The organism is Microbispora sitophila, assembly GCF_014892245.1.
Lineage (GTDB): Bacteria > Actinomycetota > Actinomycetes > Streptosporangiales > Streptosporangiaceae > Microbispora > Microbispora siamensis.
In genome coordinates, this window is record NZ_JADBGC010000012.1 from 62,903 (window position 1) to 78,045 (window position 15,143).

General features: G+C 69.8%; 11 protein-coding genes. 1 reads left to right on the plus strand and 10 read right to left on the minus strand.

Going from position 1 to position 15,143, the window contains the following annotated elements; translation table 11 throughout:
* Window positions 1-63: 63 nt before the first annotated feature.
* The 6 genes from IL992_RS22590 to IL992_RS22615 all read right to left on the minus strand — a co-directional run bounded on the left by IL992_RS22590 (window position 64) and on the right by IL992_RS22615 (window position 8,038).
* A complete protein-coding gene (locus IL992_RS22590; RefSeq protein WP_193205372.1) occupies window positions 64-2,121 on the minus strand; it encodes an alpha-glucuronidase family glycosyl hydrolase in 2,058 nt (685 codons plus the stop codon).
* Complete coding sequence (locus IL992_RS22595) at window positions 2,118-2,813, minus strand: hypothetical protein (RefSeq protein WP_193205373.1); 696 nt, start codon at window positions 2,811-2,813, stop codon at window positions 2,118-2,120. The genes IL992_RS22590 and IL992_RS22595 overlap by 4 nt, the downstream gene beginning before the upstream one ends.
* On the minus strand, window positions 2,810-4,366 hold the full coding sequence (locus IL992_RS22600) for a GH39 family glycosyl hydrolase (protein WP_193205374.1): 1,557 nt from the start codon (window positions 4,364-4,366) through the stop codon (window positions 2,810-2,812). Before IL992_RS22600 ends, IL992_RS22595 begins: the two co-directional genes overlap by 4 nt.
* Window positions 4,367-4,436: 70 nt before the next feature.
* Window positions 4,437-6,098: an ABC transporter substrate-binding protein gene (locus tag IL992_RS22605; protein WP_193205375.1), complete on the minus strand. Its 1,662-nt coding sequence runs from the start codon at window positions 6,096-6,098 to the stop codon at window positions 4,437-4,439.
* 78 nt (window positions 6,099-6,176) lie between these two features.
* Entirely contained in the window at window positions 6,177-7,049 is an 873-nt protein-coding gene (locus IL992_RS22610; protein WP_319018742.1) for a carbohydrate ABC transporter permease, read from the minus strand.
* Window positions 7,046-8,038: an ABC transporter permease gene (locus tag IL992_RS22615; RefSeq protein ID WP_193205377.1), complete on the minus strand. Its 993-nt coding sequence runs from the start codon at window positions 8,036-8,038 to the stop codon at window positions 7,046-7,048. The genes IL992_RS22610 and IL992_RS22615 overlap by 4 nt, the downstream gene beginning before the upstream one ends.
* 291 nt (window positions 8,039-8,329) lie before the next feature.
* Between IL992_RS22615 and IL992_RS22620 the strand changes: the two genes are divergently transcribed.
* Window positions 8,330-9,418 (plus strand): LacI family DNA-binding transcriptional regulator, encoded by a 1,089-nt coding sequence (locus IL992_RS22620; RefSeq protein WP_193205378.1) that lies wholly within the window; start codon window positions 8,330-8,332, stop codon window positions 9,416-9,418.
* Here IL992_RS22620 and IL992_RS22625 read toward each other — a convergent pair.
* The 4 genes from IL992_RS22625 to IL992_RS22640 form a co-directional block, all read right to left on the minus strand.
* Window positions 9,366-11,396, minus strand: a complete 2,031-nt coding sequence (locus IL992_RS22625; RefSeq protein WP_226873596.1) for a beta-galactosidase — start codon at window positions 11,394-11,396, stop codon at window positions 9,366-9,368. The two genes, IL992_RS22620 and IL992_RS22625, sit on opposite strands and share 53 nt — an antisense overlap.
* A gap of 162 nt (window positions 11,397-11,558) precedes the next feature.
* Complete coding sequence (locus IL992_RS22630; protein ID WP_226873597.1) at window positions 11,559-12,911, minus strand: MFS transporter; 1,353 nt, start codon at window positions 12,909-12,911, stop codon at window positions 11,559-11,561.
* Complete coding sequence (locus tag IL992_RS22635) at window positions 12,908-13,804, minus strand: polysaccharide deacetylase family protein (RefSeq protein ID WP_193205379.1); 897 nt, start codon at window positions 13,802-13,804, stop codon at window positions 12,908-12,910. The genes IL992_RS22630 and IL992_RS22635 overlap by 4 nt, the downstream gene beginning before the upstream one ends.
* Window positions 13,801-15,027: an ROK family transcriptional regulator gene (locus IL992_RS22640; protein ID WP_193205380.1), complete on the minus strand. Its 1,227-nt coding sequence runs from the start codon at window positions 15,025-15,027 to the stop codon at window positions 13,801-13,803. The genes IL992_RS22635 and IL992_RS22640 overlap by 4 nt, the downstream gene beginning before the upstream one ends.
* Window positions 15,028-15,143 lie beyond the last annotated feature (116 nt).

Sequence of the window (15,143 nt, forward strand, 5' to 3'; positions counted from 1 at the left end):
CTGCTCTGCGTCGTTCTGCTCTGCGTCGTTCTGCTCTGGGCACGCCGTCGCGTCGTGGTTCCGTCATGGGATGCGGCGACCGCGAACGTCGGGGACGCCCGACTTGCGGAAGAAGTAGGCGTTGATCTGGTCGCGCCACTCCTCCGCGCAGCGGACCTGCTCGTCGAGGAGCTCTTTCACCCGGGCGTGCAGGGACGGGTCGAACAGTCCGGCGGCCTCCACCCATCGCCGCCGGGCCTGTTCCACCTGCTCGGCCCCGGCGAAATGGGTGTCGTAGACGTGCTGGATGACAGTCGATCCGCTGTGCAGCACGTGCCCGTACGGGACGTGATGGAAGAACAGCAGCAGTTCGTCCGGGCACCGGTCGAGCGACTCGTACACCTCCGACCACGGCGGCGGGTACTGGCCGGTGAAGCCGGTCCCGGTGGCGCGGGTGCGGTCCACGCCGACGCCGTCCCGGTCGGCGAAGTGATAGGTGCCCCACGGGGTGTACTCGTATCCGTCCACGTCGGGCCCGTAGTGGTGGCCGGGACGGACCATGAATCCGACGCCCAGCGGCGCGGTGTACCGCTCGTAGGTGCGCCAGGAGTCGTCCATGATCGCATGCAGCGTGCGTCGCAGCCGCTCGATTTCTCCGGTCGCCGCAGGCTCCGTGTCCCCGCTCGCCGTCGGCACGAAGGTGAGGTCGATCCACTCGTCGAGGATCGCCGCCGGGTCCGACCGCGGGGCCCAGGCGAGCCTGCCGAAGGCGTACAGGTTGGCCTGCGCGAGCGGGTGGCCGGTCCAGTAGGGGTCGTCGCCCACGTTGGAGACCCCGACCAGATCGCCGCCGTCGATGACGTCCGCCACGGCGTCCCCGTCAGGTCCCCAGGGGCGGAAGCCGAGCACCTCGCGCCACATCGGGGCGAGGTAGCAGACGTGCCGCTGCTGGCCGGTGTATTCCTGTGTCACCTGCAGTTCCACGGCGAGGCGGGTGGCGGGCATGGCCGCGATCACCGGCGACACGGGCTCGCGCACCTGGAAGTCGATCGGGCCGTGCTTCACCTGCAGGATCACGTTGTCGCGGAACCGGCCGTCGAGCGGGGCGAAGTGGTCGTACGCGGCGCGGGCCCGGTCGGTCGCCCGGTCGCGCCAGTCCTGCCGGTGGTTGTAGACGAAGGCGCGCCAGTGGACGACCCCGCCGAACGGCTCCAGCGCCTCGGCCAGCAGGTTCGCGCCGTCGGCGTGGTCGCGCCCGTACGCGAACGGGCCGGGCTGCCCCTCCGAGTCGGCCTTCACGACGTAGCCGCCGAAGTCGGGGATCGTGTCGTACACCCGCTCGGTGACTCCCGCCCACCACTTCCGCACCTCCTCGTCCAGCGGGTCGGCGGTCGGCAGCCCACCGAGCGCGACGGGCGAGGCGAAGTTCACCGACAGGTGAACCCGGATCCCGTACGGCCGCAGCACGTCCGCGATCGCGGCGACGTCGCTGAGCCGGTCCGTCAGCAGGCGGGCCTCGGTGGCGTGCACGTTCACGTTGTTGACCGCGACCGCGTTGATCCCGCAGGCGGCCAGCAGCCGCCCGTAGGCGCGCACCCGCGCCAGGTCGCCGCGCGGCGCGCCGTCGTGCCAGAAGATCGACCCGCCCGCGTAGCCGCGCTCGACCTGGCCCATCACCGGATGGACGTCGACGTTGTCCCAGTGGTCGAGCATGCGCCGCCGCGTCGCGGGCCGATGGTGCTCGGCCGGTCGCTCGCCCGTGAACGCCGACTCGCCGAGCCGTACGACGTGGAACAGGCCGTAGAGCAGCCCGGCGGGATCGTCGGCGAGCACCACCGTGACGCCGTCGCGCCGCGCGAGCAGGTATCCCTCCGCACCGGTCGCGGAATCGGGCCGGACCTCGCCCGCGACCCCCGGCAGGACCTCCACGGTCGTGAGCGCGAGCACCAGGTCGTGCGGCTCGTTCTCGGCGCCGCGACGCACGCGTCCGCCGAACCGGGCACAGGCCCGCGCCACCTCGTCGTGCACGGTCTCGGCGAGGAGCCCGTCGCCGAACACGAGCACGCGGCGCGAGCCGATCGCCCGGAACGCCTCCGGAGGCAGCCAGGCGGGATGAAAACCGGCCGGGTCAGGAGCCGTCACGAGGCCCCCTCGACGGTGAACCGCTCGGTGACCTCTTTGATCACCGGGCGGCTGTTCAGCAGCAGCGCCGACGCGAACACCGAGGCCAGCAGCGCCAACGCGGCCTCGGTGGCGACCACCGTGACGCCGGCCGCGACGACGAGCAGGCAGGCGTTGGCCAGCGCGACCCTGGGCGAGGAGAAGAGGAAGTAGGCGGCCAGGCGGGCGACGTCCCTCGCCCGGAACGCGAACAGCGATGTGATCACGAGTGCGTTCGCGCCCCAGAGGGCCGCCGCCAGCGCGATGAGGACCAGCAGGATCGCCCACCACCCCGGGACGCCGGCGGCGCCGAAGTTCGCGAGCGTCGATCCGAGGACGGTCAGCCACACCAGCCACGGGATCCAGAGCTTCACCACTCCGCGGACGTTCATCCGGTAGCCGCGCCAGAACGCCGTCGCCGGGTGGAGATCCGTCAGGTCCAGCCGGCGGTGGTGCAACGCGTACAGCGCGGCGGACAGCGCCGGGCCGGCCGGGAGCGCGCAGGCCGCGGCCAGCGGGACGTTGGCGGCGTCGCGGTCGAGCAGGACGAGCCCGGCCAGGCCGGGCACGGTGGTGGCCAGGACCAGGAGCTCGACCACGAGCAGGGTGTAGACCAGCGCGGAGGCGCGGGAGAGCGGTCCCTGGCCGAACCGCCGCATCGTCGTCTCGGTCATGGCGCGGCTTCCCCATCCGAAGCGAGCGCGTTCAGGCCGAGCAGGCGGCCGTCGTCCCACCCGTCCGCCCAGGGCGGGGTCTCGTCGACCACGGGCGTGATCTCCAGCAGGGTGACCTCGTGGCGGTCGAGGGTGATGTCCAGGCCGACGCGCCCGCCTTCGATCGGCAGGCTGCGATGGCTGCGGACCGGCTCGGCCGCCTCCCGGAGCGCGTCGAGTTGCCGGGGCCGGGGGGACGCCGGGCGGCCCATCTCGCACCACGCCCTCCAGGCGTTGCCCTTCTCCTCGCTCACCGACGAACGCAGCAGGAAGGCGCGGCCGGACGGGGAGCCGACCGGGATCGACAGCCGCACGGTGTGGCCGTCGACGGGCGGGCCGCCGGTGACGTCCACCGGCGCCCAGGCCAGCGCGGTGACCCGGCCGGCGTCGTCCCGCGTGACCAGGTGGTCCGGTCCGCGCGCGAGGATCTCCTCGCCCATGCGGGCCATGAAGGCGTACAGGTGATAGGTCGGCTTCTTGATCTGGCGGTGGGTCAGCAGGCCGAAGCCGCCGTGGAACAGCGAGGCCGGCACCCCTGCCTCCTCGAACACGTCGCTGAAGGTCCAGTAGGAGAAGGAGTCGGCCAGGTCTCCCCCGGCGGCCAGCACTGGCGCGAGGTACGCGGCGTGGAAGGCCGTGTCGTGGATCGGGTTGTCGGGGCGGTAGGAGGAGTTGAACTCGGTGATGTGCACGGGCAGGTCCGCCAGCGGACCGCCCCGGAGCTGCCGCCGGGGTGTGGCGAACTGCTCCAGCAGCCGCGACGGCGGGGCCAGCGTCTGGTGCACGCCGAACGGCACGTGCTGGGCCGGGCCGGAGGTGTAGGCGTGCCGGCTGACGAAATCGATGGGCAGAGACCGCTCGACGACGAAGTCGGCGAAGCGCACCAGCCAGTCGTCGGAGCCGGGAGAGATGGCCGGTCCGCCCACCTGGAGCGAGGCGTCCACGTCCTTGACGGTGTTCGCGGTCACCTCGTACAGACGGTGGTAGGCGTCCTGGTCCGCGTCGAGCCAGAACTCCTTGAGATTGGGTTCGTTCCACACCTCGATCGGCCAGGTGCGCACCTGCTCCAGGCCGTACCGGTCGACCAGGTGGGTCACCGTGGCCCGCACCAGCGCGGCCCACTCCTGCCAGTCCCCGGGCGGGGTGATGTTCCCGCGCCACCAGAACACGGTCTGCTCGCCGGACGCCAGCCCGGAGGGCATGAAGCCCAGCTCGACGAACGGCTTGATCCCGAGGTCGAGGTGGGCGTCGATCACCTGGTCCACGTAGGTGAACACGTGCCGCACGTGCCGGGTCCCCCGGTACTCGTACGGCCGGTGGACGCCCACCCCGTCGCTCAGCAGCCCGTGCCCCCGGATGTGCCGGAAGCCGATCTCCCGCTGCACCAGCGCCAGCGACTCCTGGTAGTCGCGCCGCAGGGCCAGGTCGAAGCGGCCGGTGCCCACGCAGAACCGCCAGGCATCCGTCAGCCGGGTCGTGGTCTCGGCCGGAACATCGGGGACAGGATCGCGCATCATCATCCTTCACTCACCGTCGGTGACAGCGCGCGCCGGCCGTGGGGCAGGCACGGCCGGCGCGGGCCGGTCAGCCGTGCTCCTTCTTGTACCGGTCGTAGGCGCTGTTCACGAGGTTGACGTAGGACGACATGTTCTTCGCCTCGAGCTCCTTGACGTACGCGTCCCACTCGTCGAAGCTCCGCTTGCCCAGGATGAAGTTGAGCATGTTCTGGCTGACGTGGTCCTTGAGCGGCGTCTCATACAGCGAGGCCTGCTCGCGCTCCTCGTCGCTGAGCGGATGGGGAGGCGCCACCGGCATCGCCTTCCTGGCGTTCATCACCTTCTGGAACTCGATCTCCTCGTCGGAGAAGGTCGACTGGAGCAGTTCGGTGCTGCCGCCGTAGGCGAACACGCCGTTGGAGAAACCGAAGTCCTTCTGCAGGTGCTTGGGCGCGCCGGGGTTGAGCCCGACGAAGTCGACGTCCTTCGCCAGCTGGAACTTGCCGGAGGCGTCCTTGGTGTACGTCGTCCCCTCGACACCCCACTTGGCGAACACCTGGCCCTCGTCGGAGTACCAGAGCCAGTCGATGAACTGCATCATCGCGACGAAGTTCTTGCTGTCGCGGGCCTTCTTGGAGATCATGATGCCGTTCTCCAGCCGGGTGGTGTTGGACCCCGCCTTGATCGGGCCGAGCGGCCCGATGGGCACCGGAATCTTGACCAGCCTGGCTTTCGGGTCCGCCTTCTTCAGCGGTGGACGGTACTCGTTGACCAGCGTCTGCGCGTTGGTGCTGATCGCGAAGGACTTGCCGGACACCAGCTTCTGGATCGCCTGGTCGTCCTGCTGCGTGAAGCTCTCCGGGTCGAGCAGTTTCTCCGTCACCAGCGTGTTGAGGAACTGCAGCGCCTGCTTGAACTGGTCCATGGCGCCCACGTAGGCGAACTTCTGCGCGGTGGGGTCCCAGATGACACCGCCGCTCGTGTAGCCCCAGCCCCAGGGAGCGCCGTAGCCCGTGCCGAGGTAGTTCATCAGGGCGCCGCCCGTCGTGGAGACGGTCCCCCACCGATCGGAGAAGGGATAGGAGTCCGGGTTCTCCTCCTTGATCGCCTTCAGCACGGAGTGCACGTCGTCCCAGGTCTGCGGAATCTCCAGACCGAGCTTGTCGAGGACGTCGGCGCGGATCGCCATGGTGTAGTCCACCCAGTAGTCCTCGTGGAGGCCGGGGAGCACGTAGAAGCGGCCGTCGGACTGCCGGAGCGTGTCAAGGTCGGGCTGGAGGTTCCACTTGGCGACCTTCTCCTTGAAGTTCGGCATCAGGTCGAGGTAGTCGCTGACCGGGAGGACGGCACCGGAGGCGACGAAGGGGGTCTCCTGGCCCGGGTAGGTCTTCGGAATGATCATCGGTGCGTCGCCCGCGCCGATGATCAGGCTGCGCTTGTTCTCGTAGTCGCTCAGCGGCACCACGTTCGGCTGCAGCGTCACGTTGGTCCGCTTGGTCAGCTCCGACCAGAACAGCCAGTCGTTCTTGATCGGATAGAAGGGGTGGTTGTTGTAGAGGATGCTGAACGACACCGGCGCGGTGGCCTTGAACTGCGTGCCGACCCCGTAGTCGGTCATCGCGCCGTCGCGGTTCGCCGCGAAGCCGTCGCCGCTCTTCTTGCCGCCGGAACCGCCGTCAGTGCTGCAGGCGGCGAGCGCGAGGAAGGCTCCCACGGCGACCATCGCCTGACGCCGGTTGATCTCATACATGAAAGGGGGGTCCTTTCCCTGGGGAAACGAGCTGGGGAAACGGGCTGGGTGAAAGCGGAATGAGAGGTCCGGCGTTGGCTATCCCTTCACCGCGCCGAGCATGACGCCCTTGACGAAGTACCGCTGGACGAAGGGGTAGACCACCAGGATCGGGATGACGGTGAGCACCATCGTCACGGACTTGATGTTGGTGGCCACCGTCATGTCGGTGGCGTCGGCGCCGACGGACGTGCCCGTGGTGGCGCCGGCGATGAGGTTGCGCAGGTAGACGGTCACCGGGAACAGGTCGTTCTGGCTCATGTAGAGGAAGGCCGCGAACCACGAGTTCCAGAACGACACGGCGTAGAACAGCACCATCGTCGCCAGAACCGCCTTCGACAGCGGCAGCACGATCCGGAGCAGGATGCCGTAGGTGCTCATGCTGTCGATCGCGGCGGCCTCCTCCAGCTCGGCGGGCAGGCCCTCGAAGAACGCCTTCATCACCAGGAGGTTGAAGACGCTGACCGCGTTGGGCAGCACGATGGCCCAGATGCTGTCCTTCAGCCCGAGGCTGGAGATGAGGATGTAGTTGGGGATGAGCCCGCCGGAGAAGAACATCGTGAAGACCGCGATCCCGATCAGGAACGTACGGCCCTTCAGGTGCTTCTTCGACAGGACGTACGCGTAGCACGTGGTCATGACCATCGCGATGGCCGTGGCGACGACCGTGTAGACGACAGTGTTGCGGTAGTTGATCCAGAACGTCGGGTCGGAGGCCACGAACTCGTACGTACGGAAGGTGAACCCGACGGGGACGAGGTTCACCTTGCCGGCGCGGATGGCGAACTCGTCACTGAGCGACCGGGCGACGATGTTGACGAAGGGGTACAGGGTCACGACCACGACGCCGGTCAGGATGATCGCGTTGACGACCCGGAACACCCGGTAGCCCCGGGTCCTGTCGACGGTCACCACAGGCTCGTCCCCACTGTGCGCCGGGAGATCAGGTTCGCCGACATGACCAGGGCCAGCCCGATCACGGCCTCGAACAGGCCGATCGCCGCGGCGTAGCTGAAGCTGTTGGAGACGATGCCCATCCGGTAGAGGTACGTGGAGATCACGTCGGCGGTGGGATACGTCAGCGGGTTGTAGAGCAGCAGGACCTTCTCGAAGCCGACGGCCATGAACGTGCCGATGTTGAGGATCAGCAGGGTGACCGCGGTCGGCCGGATGCCGGGGAGGGTCACGTGCCAGACCTGCCGCCACCGGCTCGCGCCGTCGATCCTGGCCGCCTCGTACAACTGCTCGTCGATGGTCGTGAGCGCGGCGAGGTAGATGATCGTCCCCCAGCCGACCGTCTGCCACATCTCCGAGGAGACGTAGATCGTCCGGAACCACCCGGCTTCCTGCAGGAACGCGATGGGCTCGTTGCCGGCCGCGCGCAGGAGCTGGTTGACCGGTCCGTCCACCGACAGCATCTCCATGACCAGCCCTGCCACGACCACCATCGACAGGAAGTGCGGCAGGTAGGACACCGACTGGACGAACCGCTTGATCCTCCGGCCGCGCAGCTCGTTGATCAGCAGGGCGAGCACGATCGGCGTCGGGAAGCAGAACAGCAGGGTCAGCGCGCCGATGACCACGGTGTTGGTGAACACCTGCCAGAACGACGGGTCGTTCAGGAACATCTTCACGTAACGCAGGCCGACCCATTCCTCGCCCAGCACGCTGCCGCCGGGCTCGAACTTCCGGAAGGCGATGACGTTCCCGATCATCGGCAGATACCGGAAGATCACGAAGAACAGCAGCGGAAGGACCGCAAGCGAGTAGAGCTGCCAGTCACGGCGCAGCGCCTGTCGCCATGTGCGGCGCGGCGGGCGCTGCTTGCGGGCGGGATCCGGCCGTGCCCGCCGCGGATCCCCGGTGTCCGGCGACGCGTCGATCGTCCTGGTGGTGCTCATCCCGTGCCTCCGGTGCCATCCGAATGGATCCACGGCGGCGCGTGCGGCCGCCGAAGGGGGCGGCTTCGCGCACCCCGCCCCGGAAAACGGCATGGCAGCGCGAACCGAAAGTTTCGAAAGTTCCCATTAATATTGCGGAAATATAGGACCCGGACATGAGTGCGTCAAGAGGGCAGTCAATTGCCGAGACTCTCCCACAGCCGAGCCCAATACGGCCTGGATCTCGGTATATCTCGGGGCCTTCCGGTGGTAGAGTTTCGCGAAACTTTCGGAGAAACGACGAGCGGACAGATGACCAGCACCTCCCCCGCCCGCGATCCACGCCCCGCCACGATCGCGTCCATCGCCGAGGAGCTCGGCGTCTCGGTGACCACGGTCTCCAAGGTCCTCAACGGCCGCCCCGACGTCGCACCCGGCACCCGGGAACGCGTCGAGGCCGGCCTCGCACGGCACCAGTACCGCCGCCGGCCGAAGCGCCGGACGCTCAAGGGGCAGATCGACCTCGTCTTCCACCAGCTGAACTCCATGTGGTCGATGGAGATCATCCGAGGGGTCGACGCCGTCGCCGCCGCCGCGCGGATCGAGGTCGTCCTGTCGCAGCTGAAAGGAGCGCATCGGCCACCGGAGGAGTGGCTGGACGGCGTGCTCGACCATCGGCCCCTCGGCGTGCTGTTCGTCATGTCCAGCCCGTCTCAGTCGCAGCAGCAGAAGCTGCGGCGGGCGCAGATCCCGTTCGTCGTCGTCGACACCGACGGCGAGATCGCCGAGTCCGTGCCCGTGGTCGGCTCGAACAACTGGGACGGCGGCCTGCTCGCCACCCGGCATCTCCTCGAGCTGGGCCACCGCCGCATCGCGGTCGTCTCCGGGCCGAAGGACGTGATGTGCAGCAGGGCACGGGTCGCCGGCTTCCGGGTCGCCCTCGACGAGGCGGGACTCACTGTCGACCCCGGCCTCGTCAGGTATGGCAACTTCTACGTCGACGCCGGATATGAGCACGCCATGGAACTGCTGTCACGCCCGGACCGGCCGACCGCGATCTTCGCCGGGTCGGACCTGCAGGCGCTCGGCGTCCTGCGCGCGGCCCGGCGGCTCGGCCTCGACGTCCCCGGGGACCTGTCGGTGGTCGGCTACGACAATGTGCCCGTCGCCGGCTGGGTCGAGCCCGCCCTGACCACGGTGGGCCAGCCGCTGTGCGACATGGCGACGGTCGCGACCCAGATGCTGCTCGACCTGGCCCGCGGCGTGGAGCCTGCCACGAGCCGGATCGACCTCGCGAACGAACTCGTGGTCCGCGAGAGCACCGCGCCGCCGGGCGGCCGGGCCGCGGTCACGCCTGCCGCGCCCGGCGGACGACCGCCGCACCGAGGGGAGGCACGGTGATCTCCCCTGGCGCCGGCAGGCCGGTGAGGAGGTCCGAGCCTCCGCTCTCCACCGGGACGGTGACTGGCGTCTCGGCGTCGTGGTTGAGGAGGAAGAGGTATTCGTGCCGCTCGTCCTCCCGGACCGTGCACTCCAGGTGGGCGGGGAGGCCGTCGAAGCGGTTCTCCACGCCCGCCGCTCTCAGCTCGCCGATCAGCACCCGGTCGAAGGCGTCCTGTTCCAGGAGGGTGGCGAAGTAGACGACCCGGCCGGTTCCGAAGCGGTTGACGACGACCGCGGCACGCCCCCTGAGCAGTCCGTCCGTGTAGGTCGCCAGTGCCGTCCCGGTTTCGAGGTGGATGTCCTCGCGCCACCAGTCCGCCGTCGCCGTGCGACCGTCGGCGAACTCGACGGTGAACCGCTCGCCGGGACGCGCCGGCCAGTATTCGTCGATCTTCGCGCCGATGAGGCCGCGGAAGGCGCCCGGGTAGCCGTCCGGCCGGACGCGGTTGCACTCGTCCACCACGCCCGAGAAGAAGGACATGACGATCGTTCCGCCGCCGCGGGCGAACTCGGTGACGGCGGCGACGCCCTCGTCGTCGATGAGATACGCGTTGGGCACGACCAGCACCTTGTACGGCGACAGATCGCTTCGGGTGGACACGACGTCGACCGCGTAGTGGTGCTCCCACAGCGGCCGGTAGTGCCGCATGACGGTCTCCACGTAGCTGAAGTCGTTGCGGGGCAGGCCCCACAGCTCCTCCAGCCCCCACCAGCCGTTCCAGTCGAACAGGACGGCGACCTCGGCCCGCGTGGTCGTCCCCGCCACGGGTGCGAGCAGCCCGACCTCGCGGCCGAGCTCGGCGACCTCCCGGAAGGTGCGCGATTCGGGACCGGAGTGCGGCAGCATCGCGGAGTGGAAGCGTTCGTGCCCACCGCGACTGGCCCGCCACTGGAAGAACATCACGGAGTCGGCCCCGCGAGAGACCGCCTGGAGCGAGCCGAGCCGCATCCGGCCGGGCTCCTTGACCACGTTGAGCCTCCACTGGCTGACCGCGCTCGCGGCCTGCTCCATGAGCAGCCACGGCCGCCCGCCCTTGAGTGACCGGAACAGGTCGAACTGGAAGGCCGACGACACGTGCGAGTCCGGCTCGGCGGGGTCGGGGTAGATGTCGAGGGCCGCCGCGTCCTCCTCCGGAGCCCAGCGCCAGTAGTCGGCGTTCCGGTAGAAGCGCATGAAGTTGGTGACGATCGGGATGTCGTCGCGGAAGGAGCGGACGATGTCGCGCTCGGCGACGAAGCACTCCAGCAGGGCGTCGGAGGTGAAGCGCTTGAAGTCCAGGATGCGGCTGGGGTTCATCCAGGTGCGGGGGACGCTCGGCACCTCGACCTGGTCCCAGCCGGTGTAGACCTGCCCCCAGAAGCGGGTGGTCCACGCCTCGTTGAGGGTCTCCAGGTCGCCGTACCTGCGCTCGAGCCAGCGCCGGAAGCCGGCCGAGGCGGCCTCGTTGTACGCCGTTGGGCCGTACTCGTTGCTGATGTGCCACATGGCCAGGGCGGGATGGAAGGAGTAGCGCTCGGCGAGCCGCCTGGTGATGTTCGCCGCGTGCTCGCGGTAGATCGGGGACGAGGGGTCGTAGTGCAGGCGATTGCCGAAGCCGAACCGCTCGCCGTCGGCCATGACCGGGAGGACCTCGGGGTGCCGGTGGGTCAGCCAGGCGGGCGGCGCGGCGGTGGGAGTGGCCAGGTTGACCGCGATGCCGTTCTCGTGGAGCAGGTCCATGACCTCATCGAGCCAGCCGAACTCGTACTTCCCGGGCTCCGGTTCGAGCGAGGCCCACGCGAAGACGCCGAGCGACACGAGGTTCACGCCCGCCTCGCGCATGAGCCGGACGTCCTCCCGCCACACGGCCCGGTCCCACTGCTCGGGGTTGTAGTCCCCGCCGTACGCCAGGCCGCCGACGCGGTCTCCGAAGGCGCGCATGCGAGCGTCAGTCATCCATAAGCTCCTGTGCTGGTCAGGTCATCACAGTTCCAAAAGGCACAGTTAGCGTTAATACGGGCGAGACGGATGCGCAAGGGAGCAGGGCCGGGGTCGCGCAGGAACACGGTCCGGCGGATGCGGAGGCACCGAGCCCGAGGCGCACCCCCGAAGCAGCGGTCATCCCCCGGCGGTCACGGGCGTGCTCTCGCCGCTGCCGCTGCGCGCGCCGGTCCGCAGCGGGTAGAGCAGGAAGCAGCAGAAGGCCAGCGCGAGCACGGCCGGCGGGACCACGCCCAGCATCAGCCGGACGCCCGCCGCGACGGACTCCGGCTGCACCGCCGCCTTCTCGTCGTAGCCGGACAGGGTGAGCACCACCGAGATGATCACGGCCTGCAGCGACACCGACCAGCGGACGATGAACCCGTTCATCCCGAAGTACATCCCCTCGCGGCGGGCGCCGGTCCTGCGCTCGTCGTCGTCGATCACCTCGGCGAGCAGGATCTCCAGCAGCACCAGCATGCCCGCGATCCCGAATCCCACCGCGGCCCCGGCGGCCGCCGCGAGGACGAGGCCGTCGATGAGCAGGAACGGCGTGAGGGCCAGGCCGTACACGACGATCGCGGCGAGGGTCGCGCGGCGCGGCCCGATCCGGGTGGTGACGCGGCTCCACACGTAGACCATCGGGATCGCGGTGACGAACACCGCGCCCAGGATGACGGAGTTGGCCGACTCCGGCTCCCCCAGGGCGTACTTGGTGAAGAACGGGATGCCCGCCTGCAGCACGGCGAAGGTCAACTGAAGCAGGAAGCTGCCCGTGACGTATGTGACGAACGCGCGGTTGGCCAGGGTGTAGCGGACCGCGGTCGCGAACCCGAAGCTTTCCCGCCCGGCCCGGACCCGCTCGACCGACCCGCGCAGCGAGAGCGCGAAGAAGGCCAGCGACACGATGCCGAAGGACACGCCCATCGCGGCCCAGCCGATGGTGCCGTACAGCAACGGCGCGGCGGCGACCCCGACGATCATGCCGACGATGCCGAACATCTGCCGCCACGACACGGCGACGGCCCGCTCGGCGATGGTGGTGAACATCTCCGGGAACAGCGCCACGTAGTTCAGCACCACGACGACGTACAGCACGTCGTAGATGAGGACCACGATCAGGAAGTACCAGAATCCGGCCGTGCCGCCGTCCACCAGCGGAATCCAAATCATCGTGAACGCCGCGGCCAGCGGCGCCATCCCGATCGCGATGTACGGCACCCGCCTGCCCCAGCGGGTGCGGGTGCGGTCGGAGACATGCCCGACGAGCGGGTTGAGCAGGGCGTTCACGATGCCGTGCACGACCATCGCGACGCCGATCAGGTTCGGCGCCACCCCGAGGTGGTCGATGTAGTAGAAGGTGGCGAACGTCGCGAACGCCTGCGAGATCAGGTTGACCGACAGGTTGCCCGCGCCGTACGCCAGCACCCGGCCGCGCTTCATCGGACCCTGCGCGCCGCCCGCCGTCGGGCCCTCCGCACGGTCTTTCATCGGGCCCTCTGCACGTCACGCAGGTCGGACCAGCCGATGAGGCGGACGCCCTCCTCGGCGATGGCGCGGCGGACCTCCGGATCGGTGAACAGCCGCAGCTCCATGCCGCGTTTGGCGTGATGCGGCATGATCTGCCGGAGCTCGCTGGTCTCGTCGAACGGGTGGATGTAGATCTCGGTGACGCCGGGGCGCAGTGCCCGGATCAGCCCGATCATGTCGTTTCTGACGCTCTCGTACGTCTCCCCCTCGGCCAGTTCGAAGGGCAGCGTCCACAGCCGGTCGAGGATCACCACGCCCGCCGCGTCCGCGGCCTCGGCTCTCGCCTGCGCGAACGGCTCCAGCTCCTCCGGCAGGCCCATGCCGTCGAGGGTCCGGGGCAGGCGGAACGGCAGGCCGTGCTCCGCGCACGCCTTGAAGACGACGTCGAGGAAGTCCCTGCCGGTGGCCAGGCCGTACAGGCTGCCCATGTGGTTGTCGGCGTGGGACGGGTCGAGGCCGAGGGCGACGGCCCTGCCGATCTGCGCGTCGATCTCCGCGCGGACCTCCTCGGGGTCGGCCCGCTCCTCCACCGTGCGGCAGTCGGCCGGGAAGTAGCCGGAGTCGTCCACGAGCGAGGACACCGCGCGGTCGCGGGTCACCGGTCCCCACCGGTATCCCTCCCACTCGCTGGTGAACGTCAGGTGGACGCCCACGTCGTAGCCGCCCGCGACAGCCGTACGGACCGCGTCGGGGGCCCACGGGCACGGCGTCATGACGGTCGCCGAGCTTATGGCGCGGGCGGCCAGCAGTGCGGTGATGCCGGTGTTGGCCGCCCGGCACATGCCGTAGTCGTCGGCGTTCACGATCAGCAGCCGATCGTCCGGCCCGGCGCCGAGCCGTTGCGCGAGGTTCACGTGGTCTCCCCTTTCGCTGCCCCGGTGAGGTCCGCGTCGTACGGTTCCCCGGTCGTCATGTCGTGCGGCCGCCCGCCGATGACGGCGGCGAAGGCGCGTTCCCGTGCGCGATGGCGGGCGAGCCAGGCCGCGCCGCGCAGCACCGCGTCCCCGGAGACTCCGCTCGCGATGATCCTGATCGGGAGCGGCGCGGCGTCCCTGGCCAGGTGACGGCGGATGCGGGTGAGCAGCAGGTCGGCGCTGGCGCCGAACGCGCCGCCGAGCACGAACAGCTCCGGCTCGATCACGAGCGCGATGGAGGCCGCGACGTGGGCGATCCTGCGGGCGGTCGCGTCGACGACCGCGAGCGCCCTCTCGTCGCCGCCCCTGGCGCTTTCGAAGATCTCGCGCGGGGACGGCCTGCCCTCGATGCCGGCCTGCCTCGCCTGTTCGGCGATGCGGCGGGCGCCGAGCACCTCCGTGCCGAGCTCGGTCGCGGGATGGGGCAGGAATCCGACCTCGCCCGCTCCCCCGGCGAAACCCCGGTGCAGACGGCCGCCGAGCACGATCCCGGCGCCGAGGCCGACCCCGGCGCCGAGCAGGACGAAGTCGGCGACGTCGGCGCACGCCCCGAACCGCTGCTCGGCGACGGCGGCGAGGTTGACGTCGTTCTCCAGCAGAAGGGGCACCGGCAGGTCGCGCTCGATCACGTCGGCCAGGCCGCGGCCGCCCTGCGGCAGCCCGTAGGCCCGCCTGACGGTGCGGCCGTCGCGCGCCACGACCGCAGGGACTCCGACGACGGCCTGGCCGATGGCGCCCGGCTCGGTCCCGGCCCGTGCGGCGCACTCGGCGGCGAGCGCGGTCACCGCCGCCGCCGTGTCGGCCAGCCTGCGGCGCGGCGCTCTGGTCTCCGCCTGGGCGAGCGTCTCCCCCACCGCGTCGACGAGGACGGCGCGGATGCGCAGGTGGCCGATGTCGACGCCGAGCGCGAGCGCGCAGCGGGGAGCGACCCGGTAGAGGGTCGCGGCGGGCCCGCGACGGGTGGTGTCGGCGCCCGCCTCCTCGACGACCCCGCGCGCGACGAGCTCGCGCAGCGTCTGGGCGACGGTGGTCTTGGACAGGCCGGTGGCCCTGGTGATCTCCGGCCGGCCCAGCGGCCCCTCGCGGTCGATCACGTCGAGCACGGCGCGGGCGTTGATCGACCAGAGCAGGCCCTGCGGCCCGGCCAAGTAGTTCCCGCTCACGCTCACCCCGCGTCCGGCCCGAGTAGGTCGGAAAGTTTCCTACTCGAGGTGAGCCGTTTCTATCCGATCGTCGGCCCCACGACAAGACCGCTACGGTTCATTCGACGCAGAAAGGA

What these genes read in the sequence shown, in the direction of transcription:
- IL992_RS22625 (WP_226873596.1), bottom strand. Translation starts at nt 11,396, where the DNA reads ATGACTGACGCTCGCATGCGCGCCTTCGGAGACCGCGTCGGCGGCCTG.
- IL992_RS22620 (WP_193205378.1), top strand. Translation starts at nt 8,330, where the DNA reads ATGACCAGCACCTCCCCCGCCCGCGATCCACGCCCCGCCACGATCGCG.
- IL992_RS22600 (WP_193205374.1), bottom strand. Translation starts at nt 4,366, where the DNA reads ATGCGCGATCCTGTCCCCGATGTTCCGGCCGAGACCACGACCCGGCTG.
- IL992_RS22630 (WP_226873597.1), bottom strand. Translation starts at nt 12,911, where the DNA reads ATGAAAGACCGTGCGGAGGGCCCGACGGCGGGCGGCGCGCAGGGTCCG.
- IL992_RS22595 (WP_193205373.1), bottom strand. Translation starts at nt 2,813, where the DNA reads ATGACCGAGACGACGATGCGGCGGTTCGGCCAGGGACCGCTCTCCCGC.
- IL992_RS22615 (WP_193205377.1), bottom strand. Translation starts at nt 8,038, where the DNA reads ATGAGCACCACCAGGACGATCGACGCGTCGCCGGACACCGGGGATCCG.
- IL992_RS22605 (WP_193205375.1), bottom strand. Translation starts at nt 6,098, where the DNA reads ATGTATGAGATCAACCGGCGTCAGGCGATGGTCGCCGTGGGAGCCTTC.